Annotated in this window: 24 protein-coding genes; 12 read left to right on the plus strand and 12 right to left on the minus strand. The window is 69.5% G+C overall.

The window, feature by feature from the left end; translation table 11 throughout:
- Positions 1–63 precede the first annotated feature (63 nt).
- Genes rpmH through ACFQS9_RS10950 form a run of 5 tightly spaced genes read left to right on the plus strand, consistent with a single transcriptional unit; the run spans position 64 to position 2,654 of the window.
- Positions 64–207, plus strand: coding sequence for a 50S ribosomal protein L34 (gene rpmH / locus ACFQS9_RS10930; RefSeq protein WP_072754329.1), 144 nt, complete (start codon positions 64–66; stop codon positions 205–207).
- Between the two features lie 21 nt (positions 208–228).
- Positions 229–606 (plus strand): ribonuclease P protein component, encoded by a 378-nt coding sequence (rnpA, locus tag ACFQS9_RS10935; protein WP_378404420.1) that lies wholly within the window; start codon positions 229–231, stop codon positions 604–606.
- A complete protein-coding gene (gene yidD, locus ACFQS9_RS10940; protein ID WP_378404422.1) occupies positions 603–980 on the plus strand; it encodes a membrane protein insertion efficiency factor YidD in 378 nt (125 codons plus the stop codon). The genes rnpA and yidD overlap by 4 nt, the downstream gene beginning before the upstream one ends.
- Positions 981–984: 4 nt before the next feature.
- Positions 985–2,067: a membrane protein insertase YidC gene (gene yidC, locus ACFQS9_RS10945; protein WP_378404424.1), complete on the plus strand. Its 1,083-nt coding sequence runs from the start codon at positions 985–987 to the stop codon at positions 2,065–2,067.
- Between the two features lie 20 nt (positions 2,068–2,087).
- Positions 2,088–2,654, plus strand: a complete 567-nt coding sequence (locus ACFQS9_RS10950) for a Jag family protein (RefSeq protein ID WP_378404426.1) — start codon at positions 2,088–2,090, stop codon at positions 2,652–2,654.
- 112 nt (positions 2,655–2,766) lie between these two features.
- On the opposite strand, the gene ACFQS9_RS10955 is transcribed toward ACFQS9_RS10950, so the two are convergent.
- The gene (locus ACFQS9_RS10955; protein WP_378404427.1) at positions 2,767–3,180 is read right to left on the minus strand and encodes a hypothetical protein; all 414 of its coding nucleotides are present in this window, start codon (positions 3,178–3,180) and stop codon (positions 2,767–2,769) included.
- Between the two features lie 2,195 nt (positions 3,181–5,375).
- Here ACFQS9_RS10955 and rsmG point away from each other — a divergent pair.
- The 4 genes from rsmG (at position 5,376) to ACFQS9_RS10975 (ending at position 9,142) form a co-directional block, all read left to right on the plus strand.
- Positions 5,376–6,047: a 16S rRNA (guanine(527)-N(7))-methyltransferase RsmG gene (rsmG, locus tag ACFQS9_RS10960; protein ID WP_378404429.1), complete on the plus strand. Its 672-nt coding sequence runs from the start codon at positions 5,376–5,378 to the stop codon at positions 6,045–6,047.
- Between the two features lie 67 nt (positions 6,048–6,114).
- Entirely contained in the window at positions 6,115–7,116 is a 1,002-nt protein-coding gene (locus ACFQS9_RS10965; protein ID WP_378404431.1) for a ParA family protein, read from the plus strand.
- On the plus strand, positions 7,113–8,231 hold the full coding sequence (locus ACFQS9_RS10970; RefSeq protein ID WP_378404433.1) for a ParB/RepB/Spo0J family partition protein: 1,119 nt from the start codon (positions 7,113–7,115) through the stop codon (positions 8,229–8,231). The genes ACFQS9_RS10965 and ACFQS9_RS10970 overlap by 4 nt, the downstream gene beginning before the upstream one ends.
- Before the next feature lie 233 nt (positions 8,232–8,464).
- The gene (locus tag ACFQS9_RS10975) at positions 8,465–9,142 is read left to right on the plus strand and encodes a GNAT family N-acetyltransferase (RefSeq protein ID WP_378404435.1); all 678 of its coding nucleotides are present in this window, start codon (positions 8,465–8,467) and stop codon (positions 9,140–9,142) included.
- 36 nt (positions 9,143–9,178) lie between these two features.
- On the opposite strand, the gene ACFQS9_RS10980 is transcribed toward ACFQS9_RS10975, so the two are convergent.
- The 4 genes from ACFQS9_RS10980 to ACFQS9_RS10995 all read right to left on the minus strand — a co-directional run bounded on the left by ACFQS9_RS10980 (position 9,179) and on the right by ACFQS9_RS10995 (position 12,564).
- Entirely contained in the window at positions 9,179–10,378 is a 1,200-nt protein-coding gene (locus ACFQS9_RS10980; protein WP_378404437.1) for an N-acetylmuramoyl-L-alanine amidase, read from the minus strand.
- A gap of 118 nt (positions 10,379–10,496) precedes the next feature.
- Positions 10,497–10,820: a thioredoxin gene (gene trxA / locus ACFQS9_RS10985; RefSeq protein ID WP_072753054.1), complete on the minus strand. Its 324-nt coding sequence runs from the start codon at positions 10,818–10,820 to the stop codon at positions 10,497–10,499.
- 89 nt (positions 10,821–10,909) lie between these two features.
- Positions 10,910–11,899 (minus strand): thioredoxin-disulfide reductase, encoded by a 990-nt coding sequence (gene trxB, locus ACFQS9_RS10990; RefSeq protein WP_378404439.1) that lies wholly within the window; start codon positions 11,897–11,899, stop codon positions 10,910–10,912.
- 44 nt (positions 11,900–11,943) lie between these two features.
- The gene (locus ACFQS9_RS10995; RefSeq protein WP_378404620.1) at positions 11,944–12,564 is read right to left on the minus strand and encodes a TetR/AcrR family transcriptional regulator; all 621 of its coding nucleotides are present in this window, start codon (positions 12,562–12,564) and stop codon (positions 11,944–11,946) included.
- A gap of 206 nt (positions 12,565–12,770) precedes the next feature.
- Between ACFQS9_RS10995 and ACFQS9_RS11000 the strand changes: the two genes are divergently transcribed.
- Positions 12,771–13,073, plus strand: a complete 303-nt coding sequence (locus tag ACFQS9_RS11000; protein ID WP_378404441.1) for a hypothetical protein — start codon at positions 12,771–12,773, stop codon at positions 13,071–13,073.
- Between the two features lie 8 nt (positions 13,074–13,081).
- Here ACFQS9_RS11000 and nox read toward each other — a convergent pair whose 3' ends face one another.
- Positions 13,082–14,287: a 4,4'-dithiodibutanoate disulfide reductase gene (gene nox / locus ACFQS9_RS11005; RefSeq protein WP_378404443.1), complete on the minus strand. Its 1,206-nt coding sequence runs from the start codon at positions 14,285–14,287 to the stop codon at positions 13,082–13,084.
- 95 nt (positions 14,288–14,382) lie between these two features.
- Between nox and ACFQS9_RS11010 the strand changes: the two genes are divergently transcribed.
- Complete coding sequence (locus tag ACFQS9_RS11010; RefSeq protein ID WP_378404445.1) at positions 14,383–14,949, plus strand: TetR/AcrR family transcriptional regulator; 567 nt, start codon at positions 14,383–14,385, stop codon at positions 14,947–14,949.
- Positions 14,950–14,992: 43 nt separating this feature from the next.
- On the opposite strand, the gene ACFQS9_RS11015 is transcribed toward ACFQS9_RS11010, so the two are convergent.
- From ACFQS9_RS11015 to ACFQS9_RS11035, 5 genes are all read right to left on the minus strand, one after another.
- Positions 14,993–15,766, minus strand: a complete 774-nt coding sequence (locus tag ACFQS9_RS11015; RefSeq protein WP_378404447.1) for a hypothetical protein — start codon at positions 15,764–15,766, stop codon at positions 14,993–14,995.
- 56 nt (positions 15,767–15,822) lie between these two features.
- Positions 15,823–16,407 (minus strand): RNA polymerase sigma factor SigM, encoded by a 585-nt coding sequence (gene sigM, locus ACFQS9_RS11020; RefSeq protein ID WP_378404449.1) that lies wholly within the window; start codon positions 16,405–16,407, stop codon positions 15,823–15,825.
- A gap of 55 nt (positions 16,408–16,462) precedes the next feature.
- Positions 16,463–20,236, minus strand: a complete 3,774-nt coding sequence (gene murJ / locus ACFQS9_RS11025; protein WP_378404622.1) for a murein biosynthesis integral membrane protein MurJ — start codon at positions 20,234–20,236, stop codon at positions 16,463–16,465.
- Positions 20,237–20,535: 299 nt separating this feature from the next.
- Complete coding sequence (locus ACFQS9_RS11030) at positions 20,536–22,992, minus strand: glycoprotein (RefSeq protein ID WP_378404451.1); 2,457 nt, start codon at positions 22,990–22,992, stop codon at positions 20,536–20,538.
- Complete coding sequence (locus tag ACFQS9_RS11035; protein ID WP_378404625.1) at positions 22,989–23,585, minus strand: NUDIX hydrolase; 597 nt, start codon at positions 23,583–23,585, stop codon at positions 22,989–22,991. The genes ACFQS9_RS11030 and ACFQS9_RS11035 overlap by 4 nt, the downstream gene beginning before the upstream one ends.
- Positions 23,586–23,661: 76 nt before the next feature.
- Here ACFQS9_RS11035 and ACFQS9_RS11040 point away from each other — a divergent pair, with 76 nt between their 5' ends.
- Positions 23,662–25,110 (plus strand): CCA tRNA nucleotidyltransferase, encoded by a 1,449-nt coding sequence (locus tag ACFQS9_RS11040; protein WP_378404453.1) that lies wholly within the window; start codon positions 23,662–23,664, stop codon positions 25,108–25,110.
- Positions 25,111–25,113: 3 nt separating this feature from the next.
- Here ACFQS9_RS11040 and ACFQS9_RS11045 read toward each other — a convergent pair whose 3' ends face one another.
- Positions 25,114–25,833, minus strand: coding sequence for a hypothetical protein (locus ACFQS9_RS11045; protein WP_378404455.1), 720 nt, complete (start codon positions 25,831–25,833; stop codon positions 25,114–25,116).
- Positions 25,834–25,841: the final 8 nt, after the last annotated feature.

Here is a 25,841-nt window from a genome sequence, read left to right on the forward strand (position 1 = left end):
GACCACCAATTTTCAGTTGCAGATGGCGTCGAGCGACGCCGATATCTATGAGGAGTGTTCACCGTGGCCAAGGGCAAGCGGACGTTCCAGCCGAACAACCGACGCCGCGCGCGTGTTCACGGCTTCCGTCTCCGTATGCGCACCCGTGCCGGGCGCGCCATCGTTTCTGCGCGTCGCCAAAAGGGCCGCGCTTCCCTCACCGCCTGATCCAGACTTCGGGAGCTCGGGGTGCTACCTGAGCCGCATCGGTTGCGTCGGAAGGCGGACTTCGCGTCCACCGTTCGGCGAGGTCAGCGGGCGGCCCGGCGGGATGTGGTTGTTCACGCCCTCGTCGGGGTGAACGCCGACGCACTGGTGAGTGACCCGGGTCCGCGATTCGGACTGGTGGTAAGCAAGGCTGTCGGGCCGGCGGTGATTCGACATCGAGTCGCACGCCGGCTTCGTCATATCTGTGCGGGCCTGGTGCACGAATTGCCAGAGGGCGTCAACGTGGTGATCCGTGCTCTCCCCGGCGCCGCGACCGCGTCCTCTCAGGATCTGGACCGGCAGTTGCGGTCCGGTCTTCGTAAGCTCAATCTTCTTGTCAGCGTGGGTAATTCGGCATGACCGAGATTTCCGGTGGCCCCCCGTCCTGGTGGACGGCGATGCGGCGTGCCCCCGCGCGAACACTCATCTTCGTCATCGAGCTGTATCGCAGCTATGTGTCGCCCCTGCGCCTGCCGACCTGCCGGTTCACCCCCACCTGCAGCGAGTACGCGGTCGATGCCCTGCGTGAGCGTGGGGTCGTGATCGGCCTCGGACTGACCACGGTGCGCCTGCTCAAATGTGCGCCCTGGCACCCTGGAGGCTGGGATCCCGTTCCGCCGCGCAGGCCCCGTCGTGAGGAAACCCTTGCGACCGTCGGAGCCGCGCGATCCGGTAGAGATACAGGCAAGCAACCCCACTGTCTGCTCGAAGTGGACGAACAGAGGAGTACATAGAGCCGTGCTCGACTTCATCTACTATCCGGTGTCCGGGATCCTGTGGGTCTGGCACAAGGTGTTCGGCGCGATCCCGTTCCTGGGGCCGAACAGCGGCTTCACGTGGGCGCTGTCCGTCATGTTCCTCGTGTTCACGCTGCGTGCCATCCTGTACAAGCCCTTCGTCAAGCAGGTGCGCACCACTCGCCAGATGCAGGAACTGCAGCCGCAGATCAAGGCGCTGCAGAAGAAGTACTCCAAGGACCGCCAGCGGATGGCGCTGGAGATGCAGAAGCTCCAGAAGGAACACGGCTTCAACCCCATCATGGGTTGCCTCCCGGTGCTGCTGCAGGCGCCGGTGTTCATCGGCCTGTTCCACGTGCTCCGTTCCTTCAACCGCACCGGCGAGGGCTTCGGCCAGCTCGGCATGACGGCCGAGGAGAACGCCAACACCGCGAACTACTTCTTCAGCGCGGCGGATGTCCAGTCGTTCCTGAGCGCGCGTCTGTTCGGCGCACCGATCTCGGTCGCCATCACGACGCCGCAGGCACAGTTGGAGACGTACGGCCTCTACGGCAGCATCCCGACCGTCCTGAACATCGCGGCCGTCGCGATCCCGCTGATGGTGGTCGCGTCGATCGCCACGCACTTCAATTCGCGCGCCTCGGTGGCCCGGCAGAGTGAGGCCGCCGCCGCCAACCCGCAGTCCGCGATCATGAACAAGCTTGCGCTGTGGGTCTTCCCGCTCGGCGTGCTCGTCGGTGGTCCGTTCCTGATGATCGCCATCCTGCTGTACTGGGTGGCCAACAACATCTGGACGTACGCGCAGCAGCACTTGGTCTTCCGTCGCATCGATGCGGAGGAAGAGGAGAAGAAGCAGGCCGCTCTCGAGCGCCGCGCCGAGAATGCGCCGAAGCCAGGAGCGCGACCGGACCAGGCGAAGAAGCGCAAGTCCGCGTCCGCGGCCGAGTCCTCCCCCGTCACCGAGGCGGCAGGTGAGACCGACGACGATGGCGGGTCGGGCACGACCCCCACCCGGACCCCGAAGCCGGGAGCGCGTCCGGCAGGCAATCGCGGCAAGACCACCAAGCCCAAGCGCAAGCGCTGATTCAAGGAAAGAAGACGACGATGGCGAATGATCCGGAAATCGGACAGGACGGGGTAGACGAGGTCGTGTCGGACGTGGTGGTCGAGACCGAGCGCGAGGTCGTGGAGTCCGAGGCAGTGGATTCCGAGGACGAGCTGATCGAAGAGGGCGAGATCGCCGGCGACTACCTCGAGCAGTTGCTCGACGTCCTCGACTTCGACGGAGACATCGATCTGGACGTCGAGGGTGATCGGGCGATGGTCAGTATCGACGGAGGCGACGACCTGTCGAAGCTGGTGGGGCGCAAGGGCGAGGTGCTCGATGCGCTGCAGGAACTGACGCGACTGGCGGTGCAGCAGGTCACCGGCGAGCGCAGCCGCCTGATGCTCGACATCGCGGGTTGGCGTGCGGGCCGGCGGACCGAGCTCAGTGAGATCGGTGTCGCCGCGGCGAAGCGGGTGTTGGAGTCGGGCGAGCCGGAGTCGCTGGCGCCGATGACCCCGTTCGAGCGCAAGATCGTGCACGACGCGATCGCGAAGATCGACGGGGTCTCCAGCGAGAGCGAGGGCGCCGAGCCCTCCCGCCGTGTGGTCGTGCTCAAGGATTGATCTGGTCCGCATCGATGGATGCGGTGTCGATGGGTGGGCCCCCGCTGAATGCGGGGGCCCACCGTCGTTTCACGGGTCTTCCGAGCAGCCCGTGTGATCGAGCGCCGGAAGGCTAGGGCGCCACCGGATCATCGTCCGGGACCGCGGGCGGCATGCCGTCTCCATAGGGGTCGAGGATGGCCGCGACCTGCCGGCCCCATCGTTCGTGCGCCGACTGGCGCGTCATCCCCGTTGCGCGCCCGATGGTGGCCCATGTCGCCCCGAAGCGCCGCAGGCTCATCACCGTCTCGACGGAGTCGATCCCCGCGGCAAGTTGGATTCGTAGACAGAGGAGCTGCCAGGCCAACTGTCGCTCGGCCGGCCGATCGGTCCCCTCTTCCGCCCGCCACTCCTGGGATCCCGGAATCGGGGCGGGTCCCAGGATGAGGTCCGCCTGGCGACCGGCTTCGACGACCCCCGCGACGATCACCTCCGCAGAGGCACCAGCCACGTCGGCCGCGACCGCCCTGTCGATGAGATCGCTCATCGGAACCACCCTTCCCCATCGTCACTTGATGTCAGGAACATCCTGACAAGTACGGCATCGGTCTGTCAAGCTAAACCTGACACGTCGGAGGTGCGGGGCGCCGTGCGGTCGATCTGATTGGAAGGGTGTTTGGTCTACGGAGGCGCCGAGGCGTCGGAATCGCCCCTGTTCATCTGCCCGGCCCGTTTCGTCACGCTGACGAATCGGTCGCCCGCTGCGCGCCCACTCATCGAATGCCTGCACGCTGCCGGCGTCGAATTCTCGGACACGGAGTGGATTCGGGGTCGAGGGCACGGCCCACGGAGTTCACGTCGGACCGGATCCTCGGCGGGTCACGCGAGGGGTCGCCCGCGGCTCCGGGGTGCGGAGCTCGCGGTGTGCACCCGTCCCCTGTCGACGTCTTGGTGTCGGTGGCCTGAGTGTGATCAGTGGTGGGTCGGGCCTTCGCGGATGGTGCAGTCCTGTCCGCGCGAGTTATCCACACTCGGTGGATCAATCTGTTGAAGGATTGCGTTCCCGGTGGTCCAGGGCGTGCGGAAGGATCGCTCCGAGGTGATCGGGCGGGTGTGTTCCGCGCGTGCGGAGGTCCCGTTCCGTGGTCCTCCTCGGTCCGCGGTTTCACGTGAAACGTGAGGGCCGGCCCCTCGGATCCCGATGCCCCTCCCCTCCCCCACTGCCGCACTCCCCTCTCGTGCGTCCCGGCGATGTCCAGTCCGGTCCGGGGTGGGTCACGCCCTCGGGCCCGATGGGTGGCATCGCTGTCCGGACCGACGGTCGGTGCGGAGGGAGCTCCCCGAGCCGGGCGCGATCCACGAACCCGACCCAGCCGACGGCGCCCACCGATGGGCCTCGCGCCGTGATCCGCTGGCGCCCTCGGGTCGACCGCCGGGTCAAGCAGAACAACTCGGGCCGCCGGCCGGCGTCGCCCGCAGCTCGCGCACCGAGACTGCGTTCCCGGTGAGATTCGGCTCGTACCGAACCCGGCGACCCCGAGCGACGGCATCCATGGCGTTCGTGCGCACGAGGCTCGGGATGGCTGTGGCGGTGTTCCGTTGGTCGTTCATCGGCGGCGGTGCGTCGAACCGTGGGTCGTCGAGCTCCGCCGAACGGCCGGTGGCGTCGGCGGGCGCCCGTGGCGCGGTAGTTGTGGTCACGCGAATCGAAGGGGGGCGCCCCTGCGCCGGATGCCGGACCCTTGCCGAGCACGGTGCGCTCGGCGGGTCCCGTTCTCGGTCAGCACGCGGCCGATCCAGTGGGCGGGAGGCCCGGGTGGTCTCCGGGCGACGCCGCCAGGCAAGGGCGCCGGCAATGTTTCACGTGAATCATTCCCGCTCGGTCCCCCCGCCCGGCGTCGCCGCCCGGTACGCAGCCGGCGGCGGCTCCGGCACCGATACCGGGTTCGACGGTGCACTCGGATGACGACGCGGTCGATGACGGCGAGGGGCGGTGGACGACGGGACACCTTGCGCGCCGACGAGGCCGGGACGGCAGTGCGGGCAGTGTGCCCCGGCCGATCCGGCCGGTCGATCGCCGCGCGGAGCGATGTCCGATCCGAGAAGGGACGTACCCGACGGGAGTCGACGGACGGTCCGCCCGCTCTCCCGGCGCCGCAGATGTTTCACGTGAATCCGAACCGGAACACCGCCGTCTCGACGACCCCGTGTCTCGCAACGGGTCCGGCGTATCGACCACTGCCCGGCGCACGCGGAGCGTCGCCCTGTCGGCGGATCCTGGCTCACCGCGGAGCCTGCGCCGCGATGGCACGGGAAGCCCGTTCCGTCCCGCATCGCTGGTGTGTAGTCGCTCCGCCCACGAGGGATGGGCACGGGTGGGCCGCTCGTGTTTGTCAACGACGACCCCCGCGTCCCGGTGGCTGACAACCACTCCCCTCCCCCGGCCACCCCCGCCGGTGGCTGACAACCACTCCCCTCCCCCGGCCACCCCCGCCGGTGGCTGACAACCACTCCCCTCCCCCGGCTACCCCTCCCCGGCAGACAACCTCCGCCTCCTCCGGGTCCCTCCGTGTGATCACCCGCCCGCCCATCGAGGAGCGTTGAGTCGAGGAGCGTTGAGCGAACTCCGGCGAAGTCGGCTCGGATCGCCGTGTTGGGGTCGGCGCGTATCGCGCCGCCGAAATGCAATGCGGTGCAGAATCACACCGTCAGGGTTTGGGGAATCGCGGGCGTCACGGGAGGATGTTTCACGTGGAACACATCGAGTCCGAGGACCTGCCCGACGCCGCTCGCACCCTCTTCGGAGACCGCCTCGAACTCGCCGAGAAGTACCGTCTCTCGCTCGCCACCGACGGCGTCGAACGCGGCCTGATCGGACCGCGAGAGGTCCCCCGACTCTGGGAGCGGCACATCCTCAACTGCGCGGTCATCGGGGAGTTGATCGCTGAGGGTGAGTCGGTGGTGGATGTCGGCAGCGGGGCCGGGTTGCCCGGCATTCCCCTCGCAATCGCGCGGCCCGATCTCCGGGTCACACTCGTGGAGCCGCTGCTGCGTCGATCGGTATACCTCGCCGAGTTCGCGGAGTCGGTCGGTCTGGACATCCTCGTCGTGCGTGGACGAGCGGAACAACCGGGCGTCATCAAGGAGGTCGGCGGCGCCGATGTCGTCACCTCGCGAGCGGTCGCGCCGCTGGAGAAGCTTGCGCGATGGTCGATTCCACTGATTCACGAGGGTGGTCGGATGCTCGCGATGAAGGGTTCCAGCGCGGCCGAGGAGATTTCCCGGGATCGCGCTTCCCTTACCCGCCTGGGTGCTGGCAAGCTAGAGATCGTCGAGTGCGGTGTCGACCTTCTTCCCACTCCGACCACTGTGGTTCGGGCGGAGCGAGTCTCCCGGCGATCTCATCGCCGATGACAGAGTCACCGTGCGCTCGTGTGCAAATGCGACGATCTAGCAAGCAAGTCCAGTGAAGGAGCAATCTATGTCGGGTGGACCCGAATCCACTGTTTCACGTGAAACAGATCACGACGCCTCGAGTTCCACCACCGACAACAAAGAGAACCCGTATTCGGCCCCCTCCGCATACGCCGGCATCTCCCCTCTGGATACCCCGATCGGCGCCGCCGCCCAACGGGCGAGTCAGGTCCTGCACCCGCACACGGTGACCATCCCCCGGCCGAAGACCCGGCGGATGCTCACCATCGCGAATCAGAAGGGCGGAGTGGGCAAGACGACCTCGGCGGTGAACCTTGCATCGGCCCTCGCGGTTCAGGGGCTCAGGGTTCTCGTCGTCGACCTCGACCCCCAGGGCAACGCCAGCACCGCTCTCGGCGTACCGCACCACTCTGGGACTCCCTCGAGCTACGAGCTGTTGATCGGTGAGGTCACCGCGGCCGAGGCCATCCAGCAGAGCCCGCACCACGAGCGGTTGTTCTGCATCCCCGCGACGATCGATCTGGCAGGCGCGGAGATCGAACTGGTCTCGATGGTCGCCCGGGAGGGACGACTGAAGAATGCGCTCTCGGAGAAGGCGCTCGCCGCGATCGACGCCGACTTCATCCTGATCGATTGCCCGCCCTCCCTCGGCCTCTTGACGGTCAACGCCCTCGTGGCCGCGAACGAGGTGCTCATCCCCATCCAGTGCGAGTACTACGCCCTGGAGGGCGTCGGTCAGCTGCTCCGCAACATCGAGCTGGTGCAGTCTCACCTGAATCCTGACCTGCACGTCTCCACCGTGCTGCTGACCATGTACGACGGCCGCACCAAGCTGGCGGATCAGGTCGCCGAGGAGGTGCGCAGGCACTTCGGCGACGCGGTTCTGCGCGCGGTGATCCCGCGCAGCGTGAAGGTGTCGGAGGCGCCCGGATTCGGGATGACGGTCCTCGACTACGACCCGGGTTCTCGGGGCGCAATGAGCTATCTCGATGCCGGGCGGGAACTCGCGGCCCGGACCGCAACGATCAACTCGCAGGAGCAGCAGTGAGCCAGAGAAGCAAGGGCGGACTCGGGCGGGGACTCGCCGCGCTGATCCCCACCGGCCCGGAGGGGGGACCCCGCCTCGGCACCGCGGCGGCCGACGTCATCATCGGCAACGCCACCGCACCGATCGCGGTGAAGCCGGCCCCCGTCGTCGAGACCCCCGAGAGCCTGCCGACGCCTCCCGTCGACGGGGCGGCACCTGCCGCGGCGGCACCCTCGGTCGACGCCGAGGCGCGTCCCACCGACGCCGTGGCGATGACACCGATCGACGGCGCGGAGGTCGCGGACGGCCCCGACCTCTCCCCCGTCGGGGCCGTGTACCGCGAGATCGCCGCTGCGCAGATCGTGCCGAACCCCAAGCAGCCTCGCCACGTGTTCGATGAGGAAGCCCTCGGCGAGCTCGTCCACTCGATCCGCGAGTTCGGGTTGATGCAGCCCATCGTGGTCCGTCGGGTCGCCCCCGACCGCTACCAGCTCGTCATGGGTGAGCGCCGGTGGCGGGCCAGCCAGGAGGCCGGTCTCGAACGGATTCCGGCGATCGTGCGGGAGACCAACGACGGATCGATGTTGCGCGACGCGCTGCTCGAGAACATCCATCGGGTGCAGTTGAATCCGCTCGAAGAGGCCGCGGCCTACCAGCAGCTGCTCGAAGAGTTCAACGTCACCCACGACGAGCTGGCCACCCGGATCGGACGTTCTCGGCCGGTGGTGACGAACATGATCCGGCTGCTGAAGCTCCCGATCCCCGTGCAGCGGCGTGTCGCCGCCGGAGTGCTCTCGGCCGGTCATGCCCGGGCATTGCTCTCGCTCGAGGCGGGCCCCGAGGCGCAGGAAGTGTTGGCCGCCCGGATCGTCGCGGAGGGTCTGTCGGTCCGTGCCACCGAGGAGGCGGTGACACTCGCGAACCGGGAGGGTGAGCCGGTCCCGGCCCCCGTCGCCAAGCGCAAGCCGATCCAGATGCCGGGCCTCCAGGACGTCGCCGAGCGGCTCTCCTCCTCCTTCGACACCCGTGTGACGGTGAGTCTGGGCAAGCGGAAGGGCAAGATCGTCGTCGAGTTCGGCTCCGTGGAGGACCTCCAGCGGATCGTCGAGATGATGGAGTCCCAGGCGTCCGGATAGGTCGTATTCTCCAGGTACAGACACCCGCGGGCGATACGTCACTGTGACGGTTCCCTTCCGGGTCCGCGGGTGTCTGGGTCTGGTTCGGCCGAGATCTCTTGTGTACAAGTAGATTTCGAATCTCGATCGGTGGCGGGCGCCGGGCGGACGCAGATCGCCTATCCTGGACACCAGAGAAAGTGTCACGCGGGGGCGCACAGCCCTCGCAGTAGGGTTTTGGAGGCGGAGTCAGGGTGTCGATGCGCATCAGCCCGCTCACCCTCGACGGTTTTGATCAGCTCCCCCGTCATTCCCGGCGTTGTGTTTTCTGGGAGATGGACCCGGCCGCCGTACACAGCTCCCGCGACTTCTCCGACCCCGAGTTCGAGAAGGAAGCCTGGCTGTCCATGGTCATGCTGGAGTGGGGATCCTGCGGACAGGTCGCCACGCTCGACGGCAAACCCGCCGGCTGCGCGCTCTACTCGCCCCCCGGGGTGGTGCCGCGTGCCAAGCTCTTTCCCACCTCCCCCGTCAGCCCGGACGCGGTCCTGCTGACCACGATGCGGCTCGAACCGGCCGCGGAGTTGGACGGGGTAGGCCCGAGCCTCATACAGGCCGTCGTGGGCGATCTGGTTCGCCGTGGCGTGCGCGCGCTCGAGGCGTTCGGAATCCGCGGTGCGCAGGACGATCCGGCCGCCATGCGACGGGGGCAGGAGTGCACCCCGGCCGACTGCATGATCGATGCCGAATTCCTCGCCGACATGGGATTCGAAGTGGTTGCCGCGCACCACCGGTACCCGAGGATGCGGCTGGAACTGGATCGGGATCACGGCTGGAAGGCCGACGTCGAGTCGGCGCTGGAACGGCTTCTCGCGGTCGCGTCCCTGAGCATGACCGACATCGAACAGAAGTCGACCGTCGGGGTTCTGTGAACGCGTCGCCCATAGGCGACGGGGACGGGCGGGCTCCTAGGCCTGGTCGGCCTTCGCGAGCTCCTCGGCCAGCAGTTCGGCAAAGGTGAACGTGCCGGTCGGCTGATCGTCCTGCCCGAGCAGGTAGAGGCGCTTCACCGCGATCAGGATGGACTCGGCGATGATGTCGCGGTTGCGCGGATTCGCGAGCACGTTGACATCGGATTCATTTGTGAGATAGCCGATGTCGACCTGAACGGTTGGCATGTTGGTCAGCCGCAACAGATCCCAGGTGCGGCCGTGAGTCCGGCAGTCCTGCAGCGAGGTTCGGGCCACGATCTCGCGCTGGATGAAGCTGGAGAGCACCTGCCCGATCCGCGAGGTGGCGCCGTGAGAATTCCCGAAGTGGAAGCTGGCCACGCCGTTTGCGTGCGGGCTGGTGCTGGCCGAGCAGCGCAGCGAGATCATGAGATCGGCCTCGAACGTGTTCGACGTCTCGGCGCGCTGGGCGGGCGACGGGTTCTGGTCGTGCGGACGGGACAGGAAGGTCTCCATGCCGGTCGCCGCCATTCGGCCCTCGAGCCGGCTGGCCAGGTCCCAGAGAATGTCGGATTCGGTGATCGGGCCGAAGGGCGTGTCGAGCACGATGCCCGTCTCGCCGCCGCCGAGGTCGGGATCGATCACGATGCGCTTGCCACTGAGCTGCGGACCGGAGCGGCGGACCAACTCCTCCTCCGTGATGGCGTGCGGTGAACCGCCCGTGACCCGGGTGCCGAGCAGATCGAGCGAGCGCAGGGTCTGTGGGCCGCAGATTCCGTCCGAGGCGATGCCGATCTCACGCTGGAAGGACGACAGGCCCTCGTGGGTCTGCGGGCCGAAGTACCCGTCGACGCGGCCCGGATAGAAGCCGAGATCCTGCAGCTTGGTCTGCAGCGCTGCCACGTCGTCGCCGTACAGCGGCGCGGAGAGCTGGTAGATCAGTGTGCGCGCACCCAGCCGGTACGACGCCTCCTTGAGCGACCGGTAGGTCGCGGTGCCGACCACCCCGTCCACCAGCAGGCCACGCTGCTGCTGGAAAGCGCGGACCGCGCTGTCGAGATGGTGGTCGAACACCGCATCGGGGGCGATCCACTGCGAACCGTTGATCGCATCCCGGGATGTGGTGGACACCCCGTTGAGCAGGAAGCCGAGCGTGGAAAGGGTGCCTCGAACCTCAGCGACGGCGGGACCGTGGTCGCCGTGACGGAGTCGATGCATGCTTCCCGGCCCTTTCGTCAATTCCTGACGGCGCACCGAGGCGCCGCGCGTCGCACGTGTCGATCGATTGTCGCAGAAGCCCCCGAGAAACAGTCAATCTCGGGGGCTGCGATGTGACTTACAGGACGTCGGACAGGTCCTTGAGCAGGGCGGCCTTGCCCTTGGCCCCGACGATCTGCTTCACCGGCTTGCCGCCCTGGAACAGGATCATCGTGGGGATCGACATGACCTGGAAGTCGCGCGCGGCGGCCGGGTTCGCATCGATGTCGAGCTTGGCGACGGTGAGCTTGTCGCCGTGCTCGCCCGCGATCTCCTCGAGGACGGGGGCGACCATCTTGCACGGGCCGCACCAGGTCGCCCAGAAGTCGACCAGGACCGGCTTCTCGGAATCGAGGACATCCTGCTTGAAGGAGTCGTCGGTGATGGTGATCGTGTTGGACATGTTGTCTCCTCGGGTGTCGGGTCGGCGAACGCGGATCATCGGGCCCCGCGGGTTACCCGCGTCAACGGGCTCGCGGGCTACTCGGGACGTCAGGCCTCGACGGCGACCGGCTCACCGGCCGCCTCGAGGGTGTTCGCGGTGATGTCGCCGCGCTCGGCGAGCCAGCGCTCGGCGTCGATCGCCGCGGAGGCACCGGTGCCCGCCGCGGTGATGGCCTGGCGGTAGGTGTGGTCCACCAGGTCGCCGGCCGCGAAGACGCCCTCGAGGGACGTCGCGGTGGTCGGCGACTGCACGCGGACGTAGCCCTCGTCGTCGATGTCGACCTGACCCTTGACCAGCTCGCTGCGCGGGTCGTGACCGATCGCGACGAACAGGCCGGTCACGGGCAGCGTCGACTGCTCGCCCGTGACGGTGTCGCGGACCACCAGGCCGGTGACGCTGTTCTCGCCGAGGACCTCGACCGGTTCGGCGTTGGTGACGAAGCGGATCTTCTCGTTGGCCTTGGCGCGCTCGAGCATGATGCGGGACGCGCGGAACTCCTCGCGGCGGTGCACCAGGGTGACCGAGCGGGCGAACCGGGTCAGGAAGGTGGCCTCTTCCATCGCGGAGTCGCCGCCACCGACGACCGCGATGTCCTGGTCCTTGAAGAAGAAGCCGTCGCAGGTCGCGCAGGCGCTGACGCCGCGGCCGAGCAGCCTCTCCTCCCCCTCGATGCCGAGGTAGCGGGCCGCCGCTCCCATCGCGAGGACGACGGCGCGGGCGTAGTAGGTCTCGCCGTTCGCGACGACCTTCTTGACCGGACCGGAGAGCTCGATCTCGTCCACGTCCTCGGTGCGGATGTCCGCGCCGAAGCGCTTGGCCTGCTCACGCATCTCTTCCATCAGGTCCGGGCCCATGATGCCCTCACGGAAGCCCGGGAAGTTCTCCACCTCGGTGGTGGTCATCAGGGCGCCACCGAACTGGGTGCCCTCGAAGAGCAGGGGTTCGAGCTCCGCTCGAGCGGCGTAGACGCCTGCCGTGTATCCGGCGGGTCCGGAGCCGACGATGATGAGGTCGCGGACCGAGGTCGGAGTAGTCATGCGGGCCTTCCGAGGTAGTGGACGTTATGTGCGTCAACAACAGCCTAAGGGGTGTTGTTCCCGCTGTTCGTGGGTACACCGCGGGCGACGGCGCGCTCCACGTACGGCGCGATCAGTTCCTCCGTGTGCCGGTGGACGGCCGCGACGTCGGCGCCGTTCTCGATCTGACGGGTCGCGGCGTGCACCACCGCGTTGATCAGATCCGCGGTGGCGGCCGGATCCTGGGCGCCCAGTTCGGTGAGGGCGGCGGCGAGCGGGGCGATCAGCTGCCGGTGCATCACGGCGCTGGACTCCGCGATCGCCTCGCGGGGTGCGACCGATGCGATCGCGGCGGCGATCGCGTGCTCGCCGTCCGCGACCAGATCGAGATTCGCGCGCACGAAGGCGAGCACCCGTCGGTCGGGGGTGCCTGCCGCGGCCATCGCGGACTCCACCCGTTCCGACCAGCGCGGAAAGGCGTCCTCGATCAGGGCGTTGAGCAGGTGCTGACGGGACCGGAAGTACTGGTACATGCTCGAGCGGGCGAGCCCGGCCCGGGCCGCGATCTCCGCGAACCCGGGGATCTCGGTGGCACCCTCGGCGAGGACCGCACGGGCGGCGTCGAGCAGCGCACGCTCCTGGGCCTCGCGGTGTTCGGCGACAGTGGGCGCGGTGATCCGGGGCAACGGGTCTCCCTTCGCCCTGTGCGTCCTCTGCGGCACGCGGTACATCAGCCGGTCACGATCTTCGCGGGACATCGTAATCGTGGTCGCGACGATTTCCACCCTGCAGTGTCTGTACAGAGGGACCGGTTCGGGGGCATTCTGATCGTGAAGCCCGCTCTGAGGGGCACTGGAGGTCCACCATTTCTTCCACAACCGCAGGTCGCGCCGTGCTCGTCGTCCTGGCGACCGTCGCGATCATCCTGACCGCCGTCGGCAACGCCGGGGCGGGATCGTCCCTGGGTGTGTCCGGTACCGACCAGGTCACCTCGACGCCCGCACCGACCACCGGTCAGTCGGCTCCCGGGCCCACGGTCCGCTACGTCAGCGAGCCCGCGGACAACCCGGGCGATCAGGCCTACTGCAACCTCCAGGCCGACCGGGCGAACGCCATGGCCGGCAACGATCCGACGAGCGCGAAGTGGGTCGTCGAATCGGCCAACGCGAACGGGTGCAAGATCGTCGCGTCCTGACGACCCGATCATTGGATCAGTTGCTGCGCCTCGCGCACGACGCAGCGCGTGCCCGTGTAGATGGTCGGCATGCACTTGTTGCAGTGGATGCAGTTGCCCTCCGTGGCGGTCTCGTTGCGAAACCTGTTGACCAGATCGGGTTCTCGAAGCAGTGCGCGGGCCATCGCGACGAACTCGAAGCCCGCGTCGAGCGCGCCCTCGATGGTGTCGACCCGGTTGATGCCGCCGAGCAGGATCAAGGGCATGGACAGGATCTCGCGGAACTGCCGGGCGAACGGGAGGAAGAAGGCCTCCTCGAACGGGTAGGTCGGGAACAGGTGCGGCCCGTACACCTTGAGCCCGAGTCCGACCAGTTTCGGTTGTGACGCAACGAATTCCGCCATCGGAACTTCGCCGCGGAAGAAGTACATGCCGTTGAACAGGGAGCTGCCGCCGGTCAGCTGCAGGGCATCGAGGTGCCCGTCGGACTCCAGGAGCTTCGCGATCTGCATGCTCTGGTCGAGCCACAGGCCCTTCGGCACCCCGTCGGACATGTTGAATTTCGCGGTCACCGCGACCGCGTCGCCTGCGGCGGTGCGCACGCGTTCGATCACCTCGCGCGGGAATCGCGCCCGGTTCGCGACGCTGCCACCGTAACCGTCCTTGCGCTTGTTCAGGTTGGGGCTCATGAAGGAGCTGAGCAGGTAGTTGTGACCGAGGTGCACCTCGATGGCATCGAACCCGGCCTCGACGGCGATTCTTGCCGAACGCTCGAAGTCCGAGGCCACCTCCGCCAACTGTTCCGTGGTCGCACCTCTCACCAGACCCATTGCGGGGGCACTGATCCGGGTGGAGGGTGCGAGGGTGGGGCGCTTGTTCGACAGCGTGTTCGCGACCAGGCCGGCATGGCCGATCTGTGCGGCGGCGAGTGCCCCCTCGGCGTGCACGGCCTCGGTCAGCCGGGTCAGGCCCGGGAGGCTGGACTCGTCGAGCACCAGGGTGTTGCGGTGCACCCGGCCGCCCTCGGAGACCGCACAATAGGCCACCGTGGTGAGTGCAGCGCCGCCCGCGGCCACCGCGCGGTGGAACTCGATGAGCTCGTCGGTCACGGCACCGCGCGGCATCACACCCTCGAAGGTGGCGGCCTTGATGATCCGGTTCCGCAGTGTCAGCGGGCCGAGCCGGGCGGGCTCGAACACGCGCGGGGCGCGGGGCGTCTCGTTCGGGGAGGTCATGTCGAATCCTTGCGTCGCCGTAATTACGATGCCACCGGCCTCGTAATAGGACACGCTATAGCCCCGACACCGCTCATGGAAGAGAATTCGGGGCAATGACAAACACCGGATCGGGTCGGCCGCGGGACCCACACATCGATGCCGAGGTGCTCACGGCCGCCCGCGAGCTGCTGGTCGAGGTCGGATACGACCAGCTCAGCATGCGTTCGATCGCGGCACGGGCCGGGGTGAGCCGATCGGCGATCGACCGTCGATGGGACTCGAAGGCGCAACTGGTGCTCGACGCGGTGCTGGGCGTGACCCCGGACCTGACCCCGTTCGAGGGGGCGGATCGCGAGGGGTGGATCCGGTGGGTGGTGACCGGGAGTTCGGAGCTCTTCCGTCGGCCGGAGGTCCGGGAGGCGGTGCCCGGGCTGCTGTCGACGCTGCGCGATCAGGAGGACCTGCGGAACACGCTGTGGCGGGGCTTCAGCGGCCCCAGCAGCGCGCTGTACACGGACCCGACCGGGCCGGACGACCTGATGGATGCGCGCGCCCTGCTGGTCCTCGGGGCAGGGGCAGCGCTGTTCCTGTCGCTGATCGCGGTCGAGGAGGACACCCCCGAGATGCGGGAGAAGGTGCTGGAGATCCTGTTGCCGGTCGCCCGACGACGGCAGGCGTGAGGTGTTGTTTCGAGCGACCTGCAAGCAGTCGCTACGACCGCGGTCAGCCGATGTCGGTGCGCGCCAGTGTTTCCGGCCGCGAGTCTCCACACCCCGTGCCGACCACCAGCGCGGTGATCTGCGGCGGCCGCGGACCCGCGAACAGCATCAGGATGCCGCGGATCCCGCGGATCTGAACCGGACCGGACCCGAGGAGGGGGGTGCCCGAGTCGACCCCGTTGGCGCGCAGGCAACCGGCGAGGGCGTCGGGAGCGGACAGCGGACCGAGCGACGAGCGTCCCATCATCGTGAGGGCGGCGCCTGGGGTCAGATCCGCACCGAGGTCCGGGGCCTCCTCGCGCGGCATCAGCGGCTGCGCCACGGTCGGCATCAGCGGCTGCGCCACGGTCGGCGGCGGCGGTTCGGGCTCGTCGGCGGATCTGCCGGCACCGAGGGCGATGCCGCCGGCCAGCAGCGCGACCGCGGCCGCCGCGGCGACGGGGATCCACGGCCGACTGCGGGGACGCTCGGCGAGGGCCGACACGGGCGCCGCCTCGGCCGGAGCTGCCGGTGCGCTCTCGCGGGCCAACGCGGCGTGCACGCGGTCGAGGACCTCGGGGGGCGCCGGGGGCGCGGCGGTCTCGTCCGCGCCGAGACCCGCGAGCCGGGCACGGACCGAGTCGAGGGCGGCGAGGGTCTGCCGGGCCTGGGGGTCTCTCGCCACCGCGGCGCCGAGGCGCTCCTCGAACGGGGGGTCGAACAGCCCTGCGTGCAGGTCGGCGATCAGTTCGGGGTCGAATGGGGGCTGCAGTAGCGCTTCGTCACCCTGACCGACCATGTCACCTCCCTGCTGAGTCCGCGAGCCCGATGGCCGCGTCACTATGATTAGACCCCTCAAGGGTGGATTTGGTTCCGCTCATTCTGCAAATATTTCAGTTGGTGGGCCAGCTTCAGTCGTGCTCGCGCACAGCGACTCTTGACGGTTCCCTCCGGAACCCCCAGCAGCGCCGCGGCTTCCGTGACCGAGTACCCCTCCAGGTCGACCGCCACGACGGCGGCTCGCTGTTCGGGCGACAACGTGAAGAGGGCGTCGTCGATGGCCATCGCGGTCTCACGGTCGTCCATCGGGTCTCGTGGGCGCGCCGGTTCCTGGTGGTCGTCCTCCAGCGGCACGGTCGGCCGGGCCCGGTTGCGGCGGATCCGATCGAGACACGCATTCACCACGATCCGGTGTAGCCAGCTGCGTACCGCGGCGTCCGCGCGGAACGTCGCCGCCGTCCGGTGGGCGGACAGCAGCGCCTCCTGGAGCGCGTCCGCCGCGTCTTCCGGCGTGTAGCTGGTCCGCTTCGCGGTCTGCCACAAATGGTCCTGATGTCTGCTCAACAACTCCGCAAATGCGCGTGCGTCCCCCGACGCGTGCGCTGCCAGGAGCTCGGCATCAGACATGCCAGCCCCGGCGACCCCCCTGTAGATTCGCACGAGAAATGCTAACCGACCGCGAGGTCTAGAGTCACTCCGAGGGCTGAACCCGCGTTCAGGAGGCCTTCGTGAAGCCGATCTCGGCGAACGAGGACTGGTTCTTCCCGCCCTCGGTCGCCAGCTTGGTGATCCACACCAGGACCTTGCTCGCGTTGCCCTCCGCGGTCACCGGAATGGTGGTGACACCCTTCCCCAGGACGCCCGACCCGATCACCTGGGTCTGGTCGAGGGTGGGGTTTGCGGTTGCGGCGGTACGGATCTCGACCGCGGTACCCGCGCTCGGCGAGTCGATCCGGACCTCGCGCAGCGCGCTCGGTTCGGTCAGGTCGACCATCAGGCCGACACCGTTCTTGAAGGTCGGGAACTGGTCGAAGTAGCCGTCGGTGGTCCACGCGGTGGCCGGGTTGCCGTCGATCGCCTGCCGCGCGGTGGCCGGGTTGTCCGGCGAGCCCTGCGGGGAGTACACGGTGGCGCCGGCAGGAACCACCGGCGCACCCGCCGCGGCGGGTGCCGGCTCCGCGGGTGCGGATGCCGCGGACGGGGCGGTGGTGAGGCCGAAGTTCTGGTCCGTCAGCGGCTCGCTGGAGCCGCCGCCCGCCAGGAAGTTCGCCAGCCACCAGCCGACGAGCGCCAACACGACGACCGTGAGGACGCCGAGCGCGGACAACGCGATGATCATCCGGTTGTCCTTGGCCCGCTTCGCCTCGGCATCCTCGGAGTCGAGGAGGGCGCGGCCGGTCGATCCGGCGGGGCGCTGGCCGAGCCGCAGTGCGGGCATGAGATCGGTCTTCTGGTCCACCACGGACGCCTGGTCCAGCACGTGCTGGACGGTCGCGGCGGTGCGGATGCCGCCACCCTGCTCGAGGGCGCGGACCGCGACGGCGGAGATCTCGAACGGCACTTCGGGCCGGATGCGCCGCGGCTCGACCGGCTGGCCGTCGTCTGCGCGGTCGGCCAGCCTCATCCCACCGACGGTGCCGGCCGCGTGCGGCGTGCGCGGATCCGTTCCCGCCTGCGCAGCGGGAGCGGGGGCGCCGGACTCCGGCGCCGGACCGGGCTCGCCGAGCGGCCAGCGCGCGGTGATCAACGCGTACAACATGGCACCGAGTCCGCGGACGTCGGAGGCGGCGTCGGCGTCGGCGAGGGTGGCGGGGAAGGCCAGCACCGCGTCGCCGCCCGCCGAGATCCGGATCCGGTCCGGGTGATCGATCGACAGTGAACCGCCGCCGCGATGGGCGGCCTCCGCGGCCGAGGCGAGCGCGCGAATGGCCCTCGCCGCGCCGATCGGAGACGGTTCGGTCTCGGCCATCTCCCGCAGCGATCGGCCCGGTGTCCACTCGGCGACCACGATGCCGCCCGAGCTGCCCCGGACCACGTCGAGGACCCGGGCCAGGCCGGGCGAATTGATCCGACCGAGGCGCAGGGTGCGGGACAGAACGGCCTGCGGGCCCTCGGACTCGGGCGTTCCGGATACCGCGCGCTGGTCGGCGTCGACGAAGGTCAGCGCGACCTCGCGATCGAGCTTGATGTCGTGGGCCTGCCAGAACTTCAGCCCGCGGGCGCCGCCGTGCGGGGCGAGCAGGCGGTAACGTCCGCCGGCCACCGAGGCGCCGGGGATCAGCTTGGGGCCGCGCGTGGGCCGCGCCGTCGCGGAGTCGCCGACCCGCAGCGGGGGCAGTGTGGGCGAACCGATCGGGATCACGCCCGTGTCGACGGTCAGGTCGCGCTCGGGGCGACCCGCGGCCGGCTTGTCGGCCTTGGCCGGGGCAGGTGCCTTTGCCCCGTCGTCCTCGGGGGTCGCCGGGGCGGGCCCGTCGTCCGTTGCCTCGATCTTCCGCGGGGCCGATTCGGGCACGGACGCCTTCACAGCGGACATGCCGGACTGGCCGTCGGCAACGTTCTCGTCGCTCACCCTCACTCCTTCGCGCATAAGTCCCGAAATCTCTCCTGTTGAGAACTGATCCCCAGACCGCCGGGGATCAGCGTACGGGAGTGCAATCCCGCCGCTGAGGGGTATCTGAGCACCATCGATGGCGGGGATCAACTCCGTCTCCGCGTCATAGAGTGACACGACCGCAGGCGTATCAGCGCGTGATTCCGGACGCGACCGACCGAGAAGTCTGTTCACCACACGTCCCACCGCCACCGTGCCCGCCACCACCTCGGGCACCCGGGCGATCCGCAGCAGCAGGAATGTCAGCCCGAGCATGATGACCGCGCCGATACCGACCTGGACGAAGGCACCCGGCCCGCCGAATCGGTCGCCGAGACGATCGAGGCGAAGCAACTCCTCCGCCGTCAGCATCGTGATCCCGCCCGCAACCGAGGCGACGACGACCAGGAACGCGGTCTTGCCGACGTTCGCCATCCGCAGGTTCCCGAGGCTCCGCCTGAGCAGGAAGCCACCGATCAGCGCGCCCACGGTGAACCCGAGGCCGTTCGCGACGCCGAGCAGGCTGACGACCTGCTCGTCGCTGGAGGCCACCATCGGCGCCAGCACCGAGAGCCCGACCTTCACGCCGGTGATGCCGAGGATGATCCAGGTCGGCGTCCAGGCCTGCTCGCGGGCGTAGAACACCCGCAGATGGATCAGCACCAGCGCGTACGGGATCAGGGTGAACGCGGACCAGCTGACGGCGTGTCCGAGCCGCTCGGCGTCGGCCTCCCCGAAATTGCCGTATCCGAACAGGGCGTGCCCGACCTGTGGGCCGGCAAAGGTCAGGAACACCACCACAGGCACCAGCGACACCATCGTCAACCGGGTCGAGACGGACAGGTCGTCGACGACGGCCGGGGTGTCCTCGGCGGCGGCATTGCGGCTGAGCCGCGGCATGATCGCGGTGAGCACCGTGACGCCGAGGATGCCGTACGGCAACTGCAGCAGCAGCCAGGCCTGTTGGTAGATCACCGGGCCCGCCGCATCCGCCGAGGCGGCGATCCGCGTGCCGATACTGAACCCGACCTGACTGATCAGGACATACAGCACGATCGCGACGCCCATCCCGGCGAACATCTTCAGCCGGGCGTCGATCCCCCACAGTGGCTTGAGGCTGATTCCCTCGCGCCGGATCGCGGGCACGAGGGTCGCGGCCTGGGTCACCACACCGAGCGTGACGCCCAGGCCGAGGAGCAGCACGCGGCCGGTGGTCATCTCGTCGGAACCCCGCGTGAGCAGCCAGAAGAGCGCGAGCACCCCCAGCACCACGAGGTTGTTGAGCACCGGAGCCCACGCACCGGGCTTGAAGACGCCCCTCGTGTTGAGCAACGCCGTCAGCAGGGCGGAGAGGCCGTAGAAGAGGATCGCGGGCAGCAGCAGATAGGCGAACGACGTGGACAGTGCGGCGTCGACCTTGCCGTCCTCAGGAAGGAAGAGCCGGGTCAGCAGCGGGGCCGCGGCGATCGCGACCACCGCCGCGACGCCGAGGATCAGGCAGGTGATGGTGAACAGTCGCCGCACGAAGGCGGCACCGCCGTCGTCGTCCTCCTTCTCGGCGCGCACCAGCACCGGAACCACGATCGCGGTCAGCACCGCCCCGAGGACGAGCTCCGAGATCATGGTCGGTAGCTGGCTGGCGACGGTGAAGGAGCTGGCGGTGGCGGCGCCGAGCACGGTCAGCAGCAACACCTGCTTGAGGAAGCCGGTGATCCGGCTGACCAGGGTTGCCACCGCGATCGAGCCGGTGGACGCCAGGAGGCGGGAGTTCGCGGTCGGCTCCCGCGGCTCCTCGGGAGCCGGCTCCGGATCCGGGGCGGGCGCCGCCGGCCGACGTGCGGCCGGGCCCGGCGCGGGCAGCGACGGTCCGGTACGGGTGTTCGGCGGCGGAGGCAGATGGCGCTGCGGGGCGGCCCGCTGGGGCGCGGGTTGCGGCCGGTACGTCTGGGGCTGATCGGGGCGGAACGGGCGCGGCTGGTCCGGTCGGAACGGCGCCTGCGGCCGGGGCGGGCCGTACCGCGGCGGCACCGGCCTCCCCTGGTCCGGCGGGGGTCCGGGCTGCGTGCCTGCCGGTCCCGGAGGCGTCGGGTGGGCCCGTTCCCACGGGGCGGGTGGGGCCGGCTCGGCGGGTCCCGGGTGCTGGGGTCGCCCGCCCGGGTCCGCTCCCGTGCCCGGTGGGCGACGCGTGCTCCCCGTCATCGAGCTTCGTACCCTTCGTCCGCTGGATCTGGCTGACCCCGGAACCGGTGCCACAGGCGCCGTCCCGCAAGTAGCAACAGTAGTGCGCCCGCGCAGGCGGTGATGATCGCGAGCGCCTTGCCGTACGCGTTCGTCCGGATCGACACGGAGGTCGGCTCGCCCAGTTCACGGCCGTTCGTCGTGGTCAGCGCGACATCGACCACCAGCTTGCCGGCGTTCTCCACCGTTGCGGGCACCTGCAGCGTCCGGCTGCCGCGCGGCGGCAGCTGCTGATCGCCGATGTCGGTGACCGTCATCTCGGGCGGCGCCGAGATCTGCAGTCGCACGTTGATCCCCACCGGCAGGTCGTTGCGGGCGACCAGCAGCAGCGGACTCTGTTCCGAGGCCAGCGTGTAGGCGCCGCCGGGGGGCAGCACGGTGACCGACGCATAGATATCGGTCAGCGCCTCCTCGACGTCGGTCACCCTGGCCTCGGCGGCGGCCCCGGCGGCGGCCCGGTCCCGGTCCCGCCGCCCGGCCGTGCTCAACGCCCGCAGAAGGTCCTCGCTCAGCGGTGCGGTGTAGGAGCGCGGGGTCAGTGCCGACTGCGGATCGTTCACCAGCGTCTCGGTGAGCGCATTGATCTCGGGGGCGACCGCGGAGGCCGACGTCTGGACGCGCTCCGGGGCGCCGTCCCTGGCGGCCTGCGCCGGATAGTCGAGGTCGACCGTCGGTTGTGCGGCCGGCCGATCGAGCAGGGCGGCGAGCGGGCGCGGATTGGCCAGTCCCGACCGCATCAGGGTCGACACCGTCGACAGGACCGTGCGCGCCTCGTCGCCGTCCACGGACCAGTCCTGCGGAGGAACGGCGAGCAGGCCGCGCGGTTCCGTGTTCGCCCCGCCGCTCGCGGGCGGCGTGAGCGCGGGCCAGGCGATCGCCCCGAGCGCATCCTGGAGGCGCGCGGCCCGCGAGTCGTCGGACAGGTCGTATCGCACGTCGGCCGGCGTGTACGTGGGCGTCTGCGGCGTGGAGCCCACGGCGGCGAGTGCGGAGGCCGCCGGCACGTCGAAGAGCGCCGCGGACAGGGGCCGATCGACGGTCGATCCCGCCAACGGCACCGTCGGCCGCGTCGTCTCCCCCGCCACCGCGTTGTCGGCGAGCAGCGCGGTCGGACCGAGACCTCGCAGGCCGGCGGCCTCGGGGCTGAGCACACCGGCATCCGGCCAGGTCAGGCCCCGGCGCGAGGTGATCCCCAGCACGCTGTCGACGATTCCCGCCGGTGCGGACAGGGCCCGCTCCACCAGGGTCGGATCGTCGACCTTCTGCAGCGCGGTCAGATCGACCTGCGCGAACGGCACGGCGGTCGTGCACATCCGGGGGGCCAGCGACCGTAGCCGCTCGAGCCAGTCGGAGGCCGCGGACTGCCCGGTCCCCTCGCGCGCCGGGCCGTTCGGATCCGAGGGGTCGTCGACCACCAGGTATCCCCTGGTCATGTTGCTCACGGTGATCAGCAGGTCCGGGTCGACGGCCAGGCACATGCTGTCGGCGAGCTTGTGGTCACGGTCGACGCTGTCGCCGGTGGCGAACTCGACGGCCGCGAGCAACTGCTCGAGCCGCCCACCGTCAGCCAGCGAATCCGCCAGTTCGTCGTCGACGAGTCGGACCTTCTCGTCCGTGGATCCCGGGATACCGGACGCCAGCCGGGGCCTGTCGGCGAACGGCCACATCAGGGTGACGGCCACGGGGTCGGTGGTGCTCGGCGGTATCGCCGCGGCGTCGGGACGGTCGGCGCCCCGGATGCTGGGGTCGCGTGGGAGCCCGAGCACCGGGAGCAGGAATCGGGCGTCGTCGAGCCGGGCCTGGCCGCCGTACTCGGGTGTGCCGTTGACGTTGACCAACAGTGGGTACACCCCGGGCGCCGTGATGCCGAGCGAGACGGACGAGGTCGATCGGAGCGGCATCGCCAGGGTGAACCGGCTGGACTGCCCCACCTGCAGTTTCTCGGTGACGGTGGTGAACTGGCCGACCGTGTCGAACTCCTCCTGGTCGGCGGTCAGCACCGACCTGAGCTGCATGGACTCGGTGACGGCCTGCGCCCCCTGGAGACGGACCTTGACGTCGTGGACGGGGCGGTCGCCGACGTTGCTGACGGATCCGGTGACCGTGACGAACGGTTCGCTGGAGGTGGTGACGGCGTTCGGCGTGACCTGATCGATCGCCAGGCTGACGAACTCGCGCTCGTCGGTGTTCGTCCGCAGACCCGACGCGGCCGGGTCCGTTGCCGCCGAGTCGGCACTGTCGGGTGGCTGCGCCAGCACCGCCACAGTGCCATCAGGTCGCTGCGCAGGCTCCGCTCCGGTGCCATGGGGTCGCTGCGCAGGCTCCGCTCCCGCCGCACCGATGGCCATCGGTGCGCCGGCCAACGCCAGGACGGACAGGGTCGCCACTACGGTGCGACGCAGGGTGGCCCTCATCCGTTCTCGCGGGTCGCTTCGCGGGGGGCGGACGCCATCTGCTCGATCAGCTCTCCGGCGACCCCGGCGAGGCGACGTTCGTCGGCGTATGCGAGCCGGGACTCCAGTTCGGCCAACGGAACCCACGCCACCTCGGTCACCTCGACGTCGGCGTCGGAGAGTTCGCCGCCCTGGAACCGGAGCAGGTAGTGGTGCACGGTCTTGTGGACGCGCCTGCCCTCGGTGACGAACCAGTAGTCGATGCTGCCCAGCTCCGCGAGCACCGTGCCCTGGATGCCGGTCTCCTCCGCCACCTCACGCATCGCCGTCTGCTCGGCGGTCTCGCCCTGCTCGATGTGCCCCTTGGGGAGCGACCAGAGCAGCCGCCCCCGCCGGTCGGTTCGGCCGATCAAGGCGGCGCACTGCTCATCGCGGGGACCGTCGAGGCCGTCGACCACCAGTCCCCCGGCCGACGTTTCCCGGACTGTCCGCATGCGCGTGTTCGAGCGGTCGCCGTGCCCGCTTCGTCGCCGCGGGTTGCGGCGACTGCGATTCGCACGTTCGGCAGCAGACACCCAATCAATACTAGTTGGCCCGCGGGACCTGCCCCGAATCCCACACCGGCCGACCGGCAACCCGCTCGCCCGCGCCGGTTCGCCGGCTCCGCCTGCGTCGGTAAGCTGCACAGTCGTGGTTTCCCCTACTCCCGACGCCGACCGACGTGCCCGACTGCTCACGGCCGCCTCCGCGACCCTGCGGGGCCTCTCGGACGTGCTGACCCCGCTGGGCGAGCGGTTCTCCGCCGCCGGGCACGAGCTGTACCTCGTGGGCGGGAGCGTGCGGGACGCGATCCTCGGACGGCTGGGCACCGATCTGGACTTCACCACCGACGCCCGGCCGGAGCAGGTGCAGGCGATTCTCAAGGGCTGGGCCGACAACCAGTGGGACACCGGCATCGCCTTCGGGACGATCAGCGCCGCCAAGGGCGACCAGCAGATCGAGATCACCACCTTCCGCACCGACGCCTACGACGGGGTGACCAGGAACCCGGAGGTCGTGTACGGCACCAGCCTCGAGGAGGACCTGGTCCGCCGCGACTTCACCGTCAACGCGATGGCCGTGCGCATCGGGGCGGACGGCTCGCAGGAGTTCACCGATCCGCTCGGCGGCATGGACGCACTGCTCGGCGGGGTGCTCGACACCCCCGCGGCGCCGGAGATCTCGTTCAACGACGACCCCCTCCGCATGCTCCGGGCCGCTCGGTTCGTCTCCCAGCTCGGCTTCGCCCTGGCGCCCCGGGTGCATCAGGCGATCGTGGAGATGGCGGGACAGATCGACCGGATCACCGCCGAGCGGGTGCGCGCCGAGCTCGACAAGCTGATCCTCGGCGAGTATCCGATCGACGGCATCAACGTGATGTGCGAAACCGGACTGGCGGCGCGGGTCATCCCGGAGATCCCGAAGATGAAGCTGGAGATCGACGAGCATCACCAGCACAAGGACGTCTATCAGCATTCGCTGACCGTGCTGCAGCAGGCGATCGACCTCGAGGACGGCGACCCAGACCTGGTGCTGCGCTGGGCCGCGTTGCTGCACGACATCGGCAAGCCGGACACCAAGCGCAACGAGCCGGCGGGCGGGGTGAGCTTTCACCACCACGAGGTGGTCGGGGCGAAGATGGTGCGCAAGCGGATGCGGGCGCTCAAGTACTCCAAGCAGATGATCGACGACGTCGGCCAGCTGGTGTTCCTGCACCTGCGCTTCCACGGCTACGGCGAGGGTCAGTGGACCGATTCCGCGGTCCGCCGCTATGTCACCGACGCGGGGGATCTGCTGCCGCGCCTGCACAAGCTCGTCCGCGCGGACTGCACCACCCGGAACAAGCGCCGGGCGGCCAAGCTGCAGGCCACCTACGACGATCTCGAGCAGCGGATCGTGCGCATCGCCGAGCAGGAGGATCTGGGCCGGGTCCGGCCGGACCTCGACGGCAACGCGATCATGGCGCTGCTCGGCATCCCCGCCGGCCCCCAGGTCGGCAAGGCCTGGACCTTCCTCAAGGAGCTGCGCCTGGACCGCGGCCCGCTGAGCCCGGAAGAGGCCGAAGCCGAGCTGCTCGCGTGGTGGGCACAGCAGCAGTAGCCGCTACGCGATCAGCCGGAGCAGCTGAGCGAGATCGAACGAGCTACTCAGCGTGGGGATCTCGAGGGTGAAGTGCACGATGTGACCGTCGCGGGTGGCGCGGACGTTGCGGGCGTCGTTGGGCAGCGGCGGCAGCGGGATGACCGGTGCGGGTAGATATCGCCTGGGCACCGGCAGGCCCCGCCATCGGGCCCGGATCACCTCGACGCGCAGCACGTCGTCGGCGACCGAGGCGTCGACGACCGCGGTCAGCCGGCGGTGCCGGTGCTCGGCGCGGACCAGGCCGGATTCCTCGGCGTGCAGCGTCCACTCGATGTCCCGGCTGTTGACCTGCGCCAACAGCGAGGACATCGGGACCCGGCCCTCGAGGTCGATCCGTCCGGTGCTGACCCGGGTCGGCGCGCCCGGCACCAGCCGCACCCCGGTGGCGACGGCGGTCACCTCCGCCAGGGCGTGCCCGCCCCAGTCGATGCCCGTGAGCCGGGCTCGCGACTCGAAATGCGCGCCCCGACGCCGCACGCGAAACGAACTCAGCCGCGCCGTGACCGGTACGCCCTGCAGGGTGACGGCGATCTCACGCCCGACGAATCGGCGCGCGATACCGAGGCTGAGCGCGCTCATCACGCTGTCCGGGACCAGCGCCGTCATCGTGCCTGCTCCGAGGGTCGCCACCGGATCCACCCAGGAGGTGGTGATCGACGACAACGACCAGCCGGAGCTCATGACTGGAC

It is taken from the genome of Rhodococcus daqingensis (assembly GCF_042665615.1).
In the GTDB taxonomy this organism is placed as follows: domain Bacteria; phylum Actinomycetota; class Actinomycetes; order Mycobacteriales; family Mycobacteriaceae; genus Rhodococcus_G; species Rhodococcus_G daqingensis.

Excerpts from the sequence above, each read along its gene's own strand:
- yidD (WP_378404422.1), top strand. The coding sequence starts at position 603 with ATGACCGAGATTTCCGGTGGCCCCCCGTCCTGGTGGACGGCGATGCGG.
- ACFQS9_RS10950 (WP_378404426.1), top strand. The coding sequence starts at position 2,088 with ATGGCGAATGATCCGGAAATCGGACAGGACGGGGTAGACGAGGTCGTG.
- ACFQS9_RS10955 (WP_378404427.1), bottom strand. The coding sequence starts at position 3,180 with ATGAGCGATCTCATCGACAGGGCGGTCGCGGCCGACGTGGCTGGTGCC.
- rsmG (WP_378404429.1), top strand. The coding sequence starts at position 5,376 with ATGTTTCACGTGGAACACATCGAGTCCGAGGACCTGCCCGACGCCGCT.
- ACFQS9_RS10965 (WP_378404431.1), top strand. The coding sequence starts at position 6,115 with ATGTCGGGTGGACCCGAATCCACTGTTTCACGTGAAACAGATCACGAC.
- ACFQS9_RS10980 (WP_378404437.1), bottom strand. The coding sequence starts at position 10,378 with ATGCATCGACTCCGTCACGGCGACCACGGTCCCGCCGTCGCTGAGGTT.
- trxA (WP_072753054.1), bottom strand. The coding sequence starts at position 10,820 with ATGTCCAACACGATCACCATCACCGACGACTCCTTCAAGCAGGATGTC.
- trxB (WP_378404439.1), bottom strand. The coding sequence starts at position 11,899 with ATGACTACTCCGACCTCGGTCCGCGACCTCATCATCGTCGGCTCCGGA.
- nox (WP_378404443.1), bottom strand. The coding sequence starts at position 14,287 with ATGACCTCCCCGAACGAGACGCCCCGCGCCCCGCGCGTGTTCGAGCCC.
- ACFQS9_RS11010 (WP_378404445.1), top strand. The coding sequence starts at position 14,383 with ATGACAAACACCGGATCGGGTCGGCCGCGGGACCCACACATCGATGCC.
- ACFQS9_RS11015 (WP_378404447.1), bottom strand. The coding sequence starts at position 15,766 with ATGGTCGGTCAGGGTGACGAAGCGCTACTGCAGCCCCCATTCGACCCC.
- ACFQS9_RS11030 (WP_378404451.1), bottom strand. The coding sequence starts at position 22,992 with ATGAGGGCCACCCTGCGTCGCACCGTAGTGGCGACCCTGTCCGTCCTG.
- ACFQS9_RS11045 (WP_378404455.1), bottom strand. The coding sequence starts at position 25,833 with ATGAGCTCCGGCTGGTCGTTGTCGTCGATCACCACCTCCTGGGTGGAT.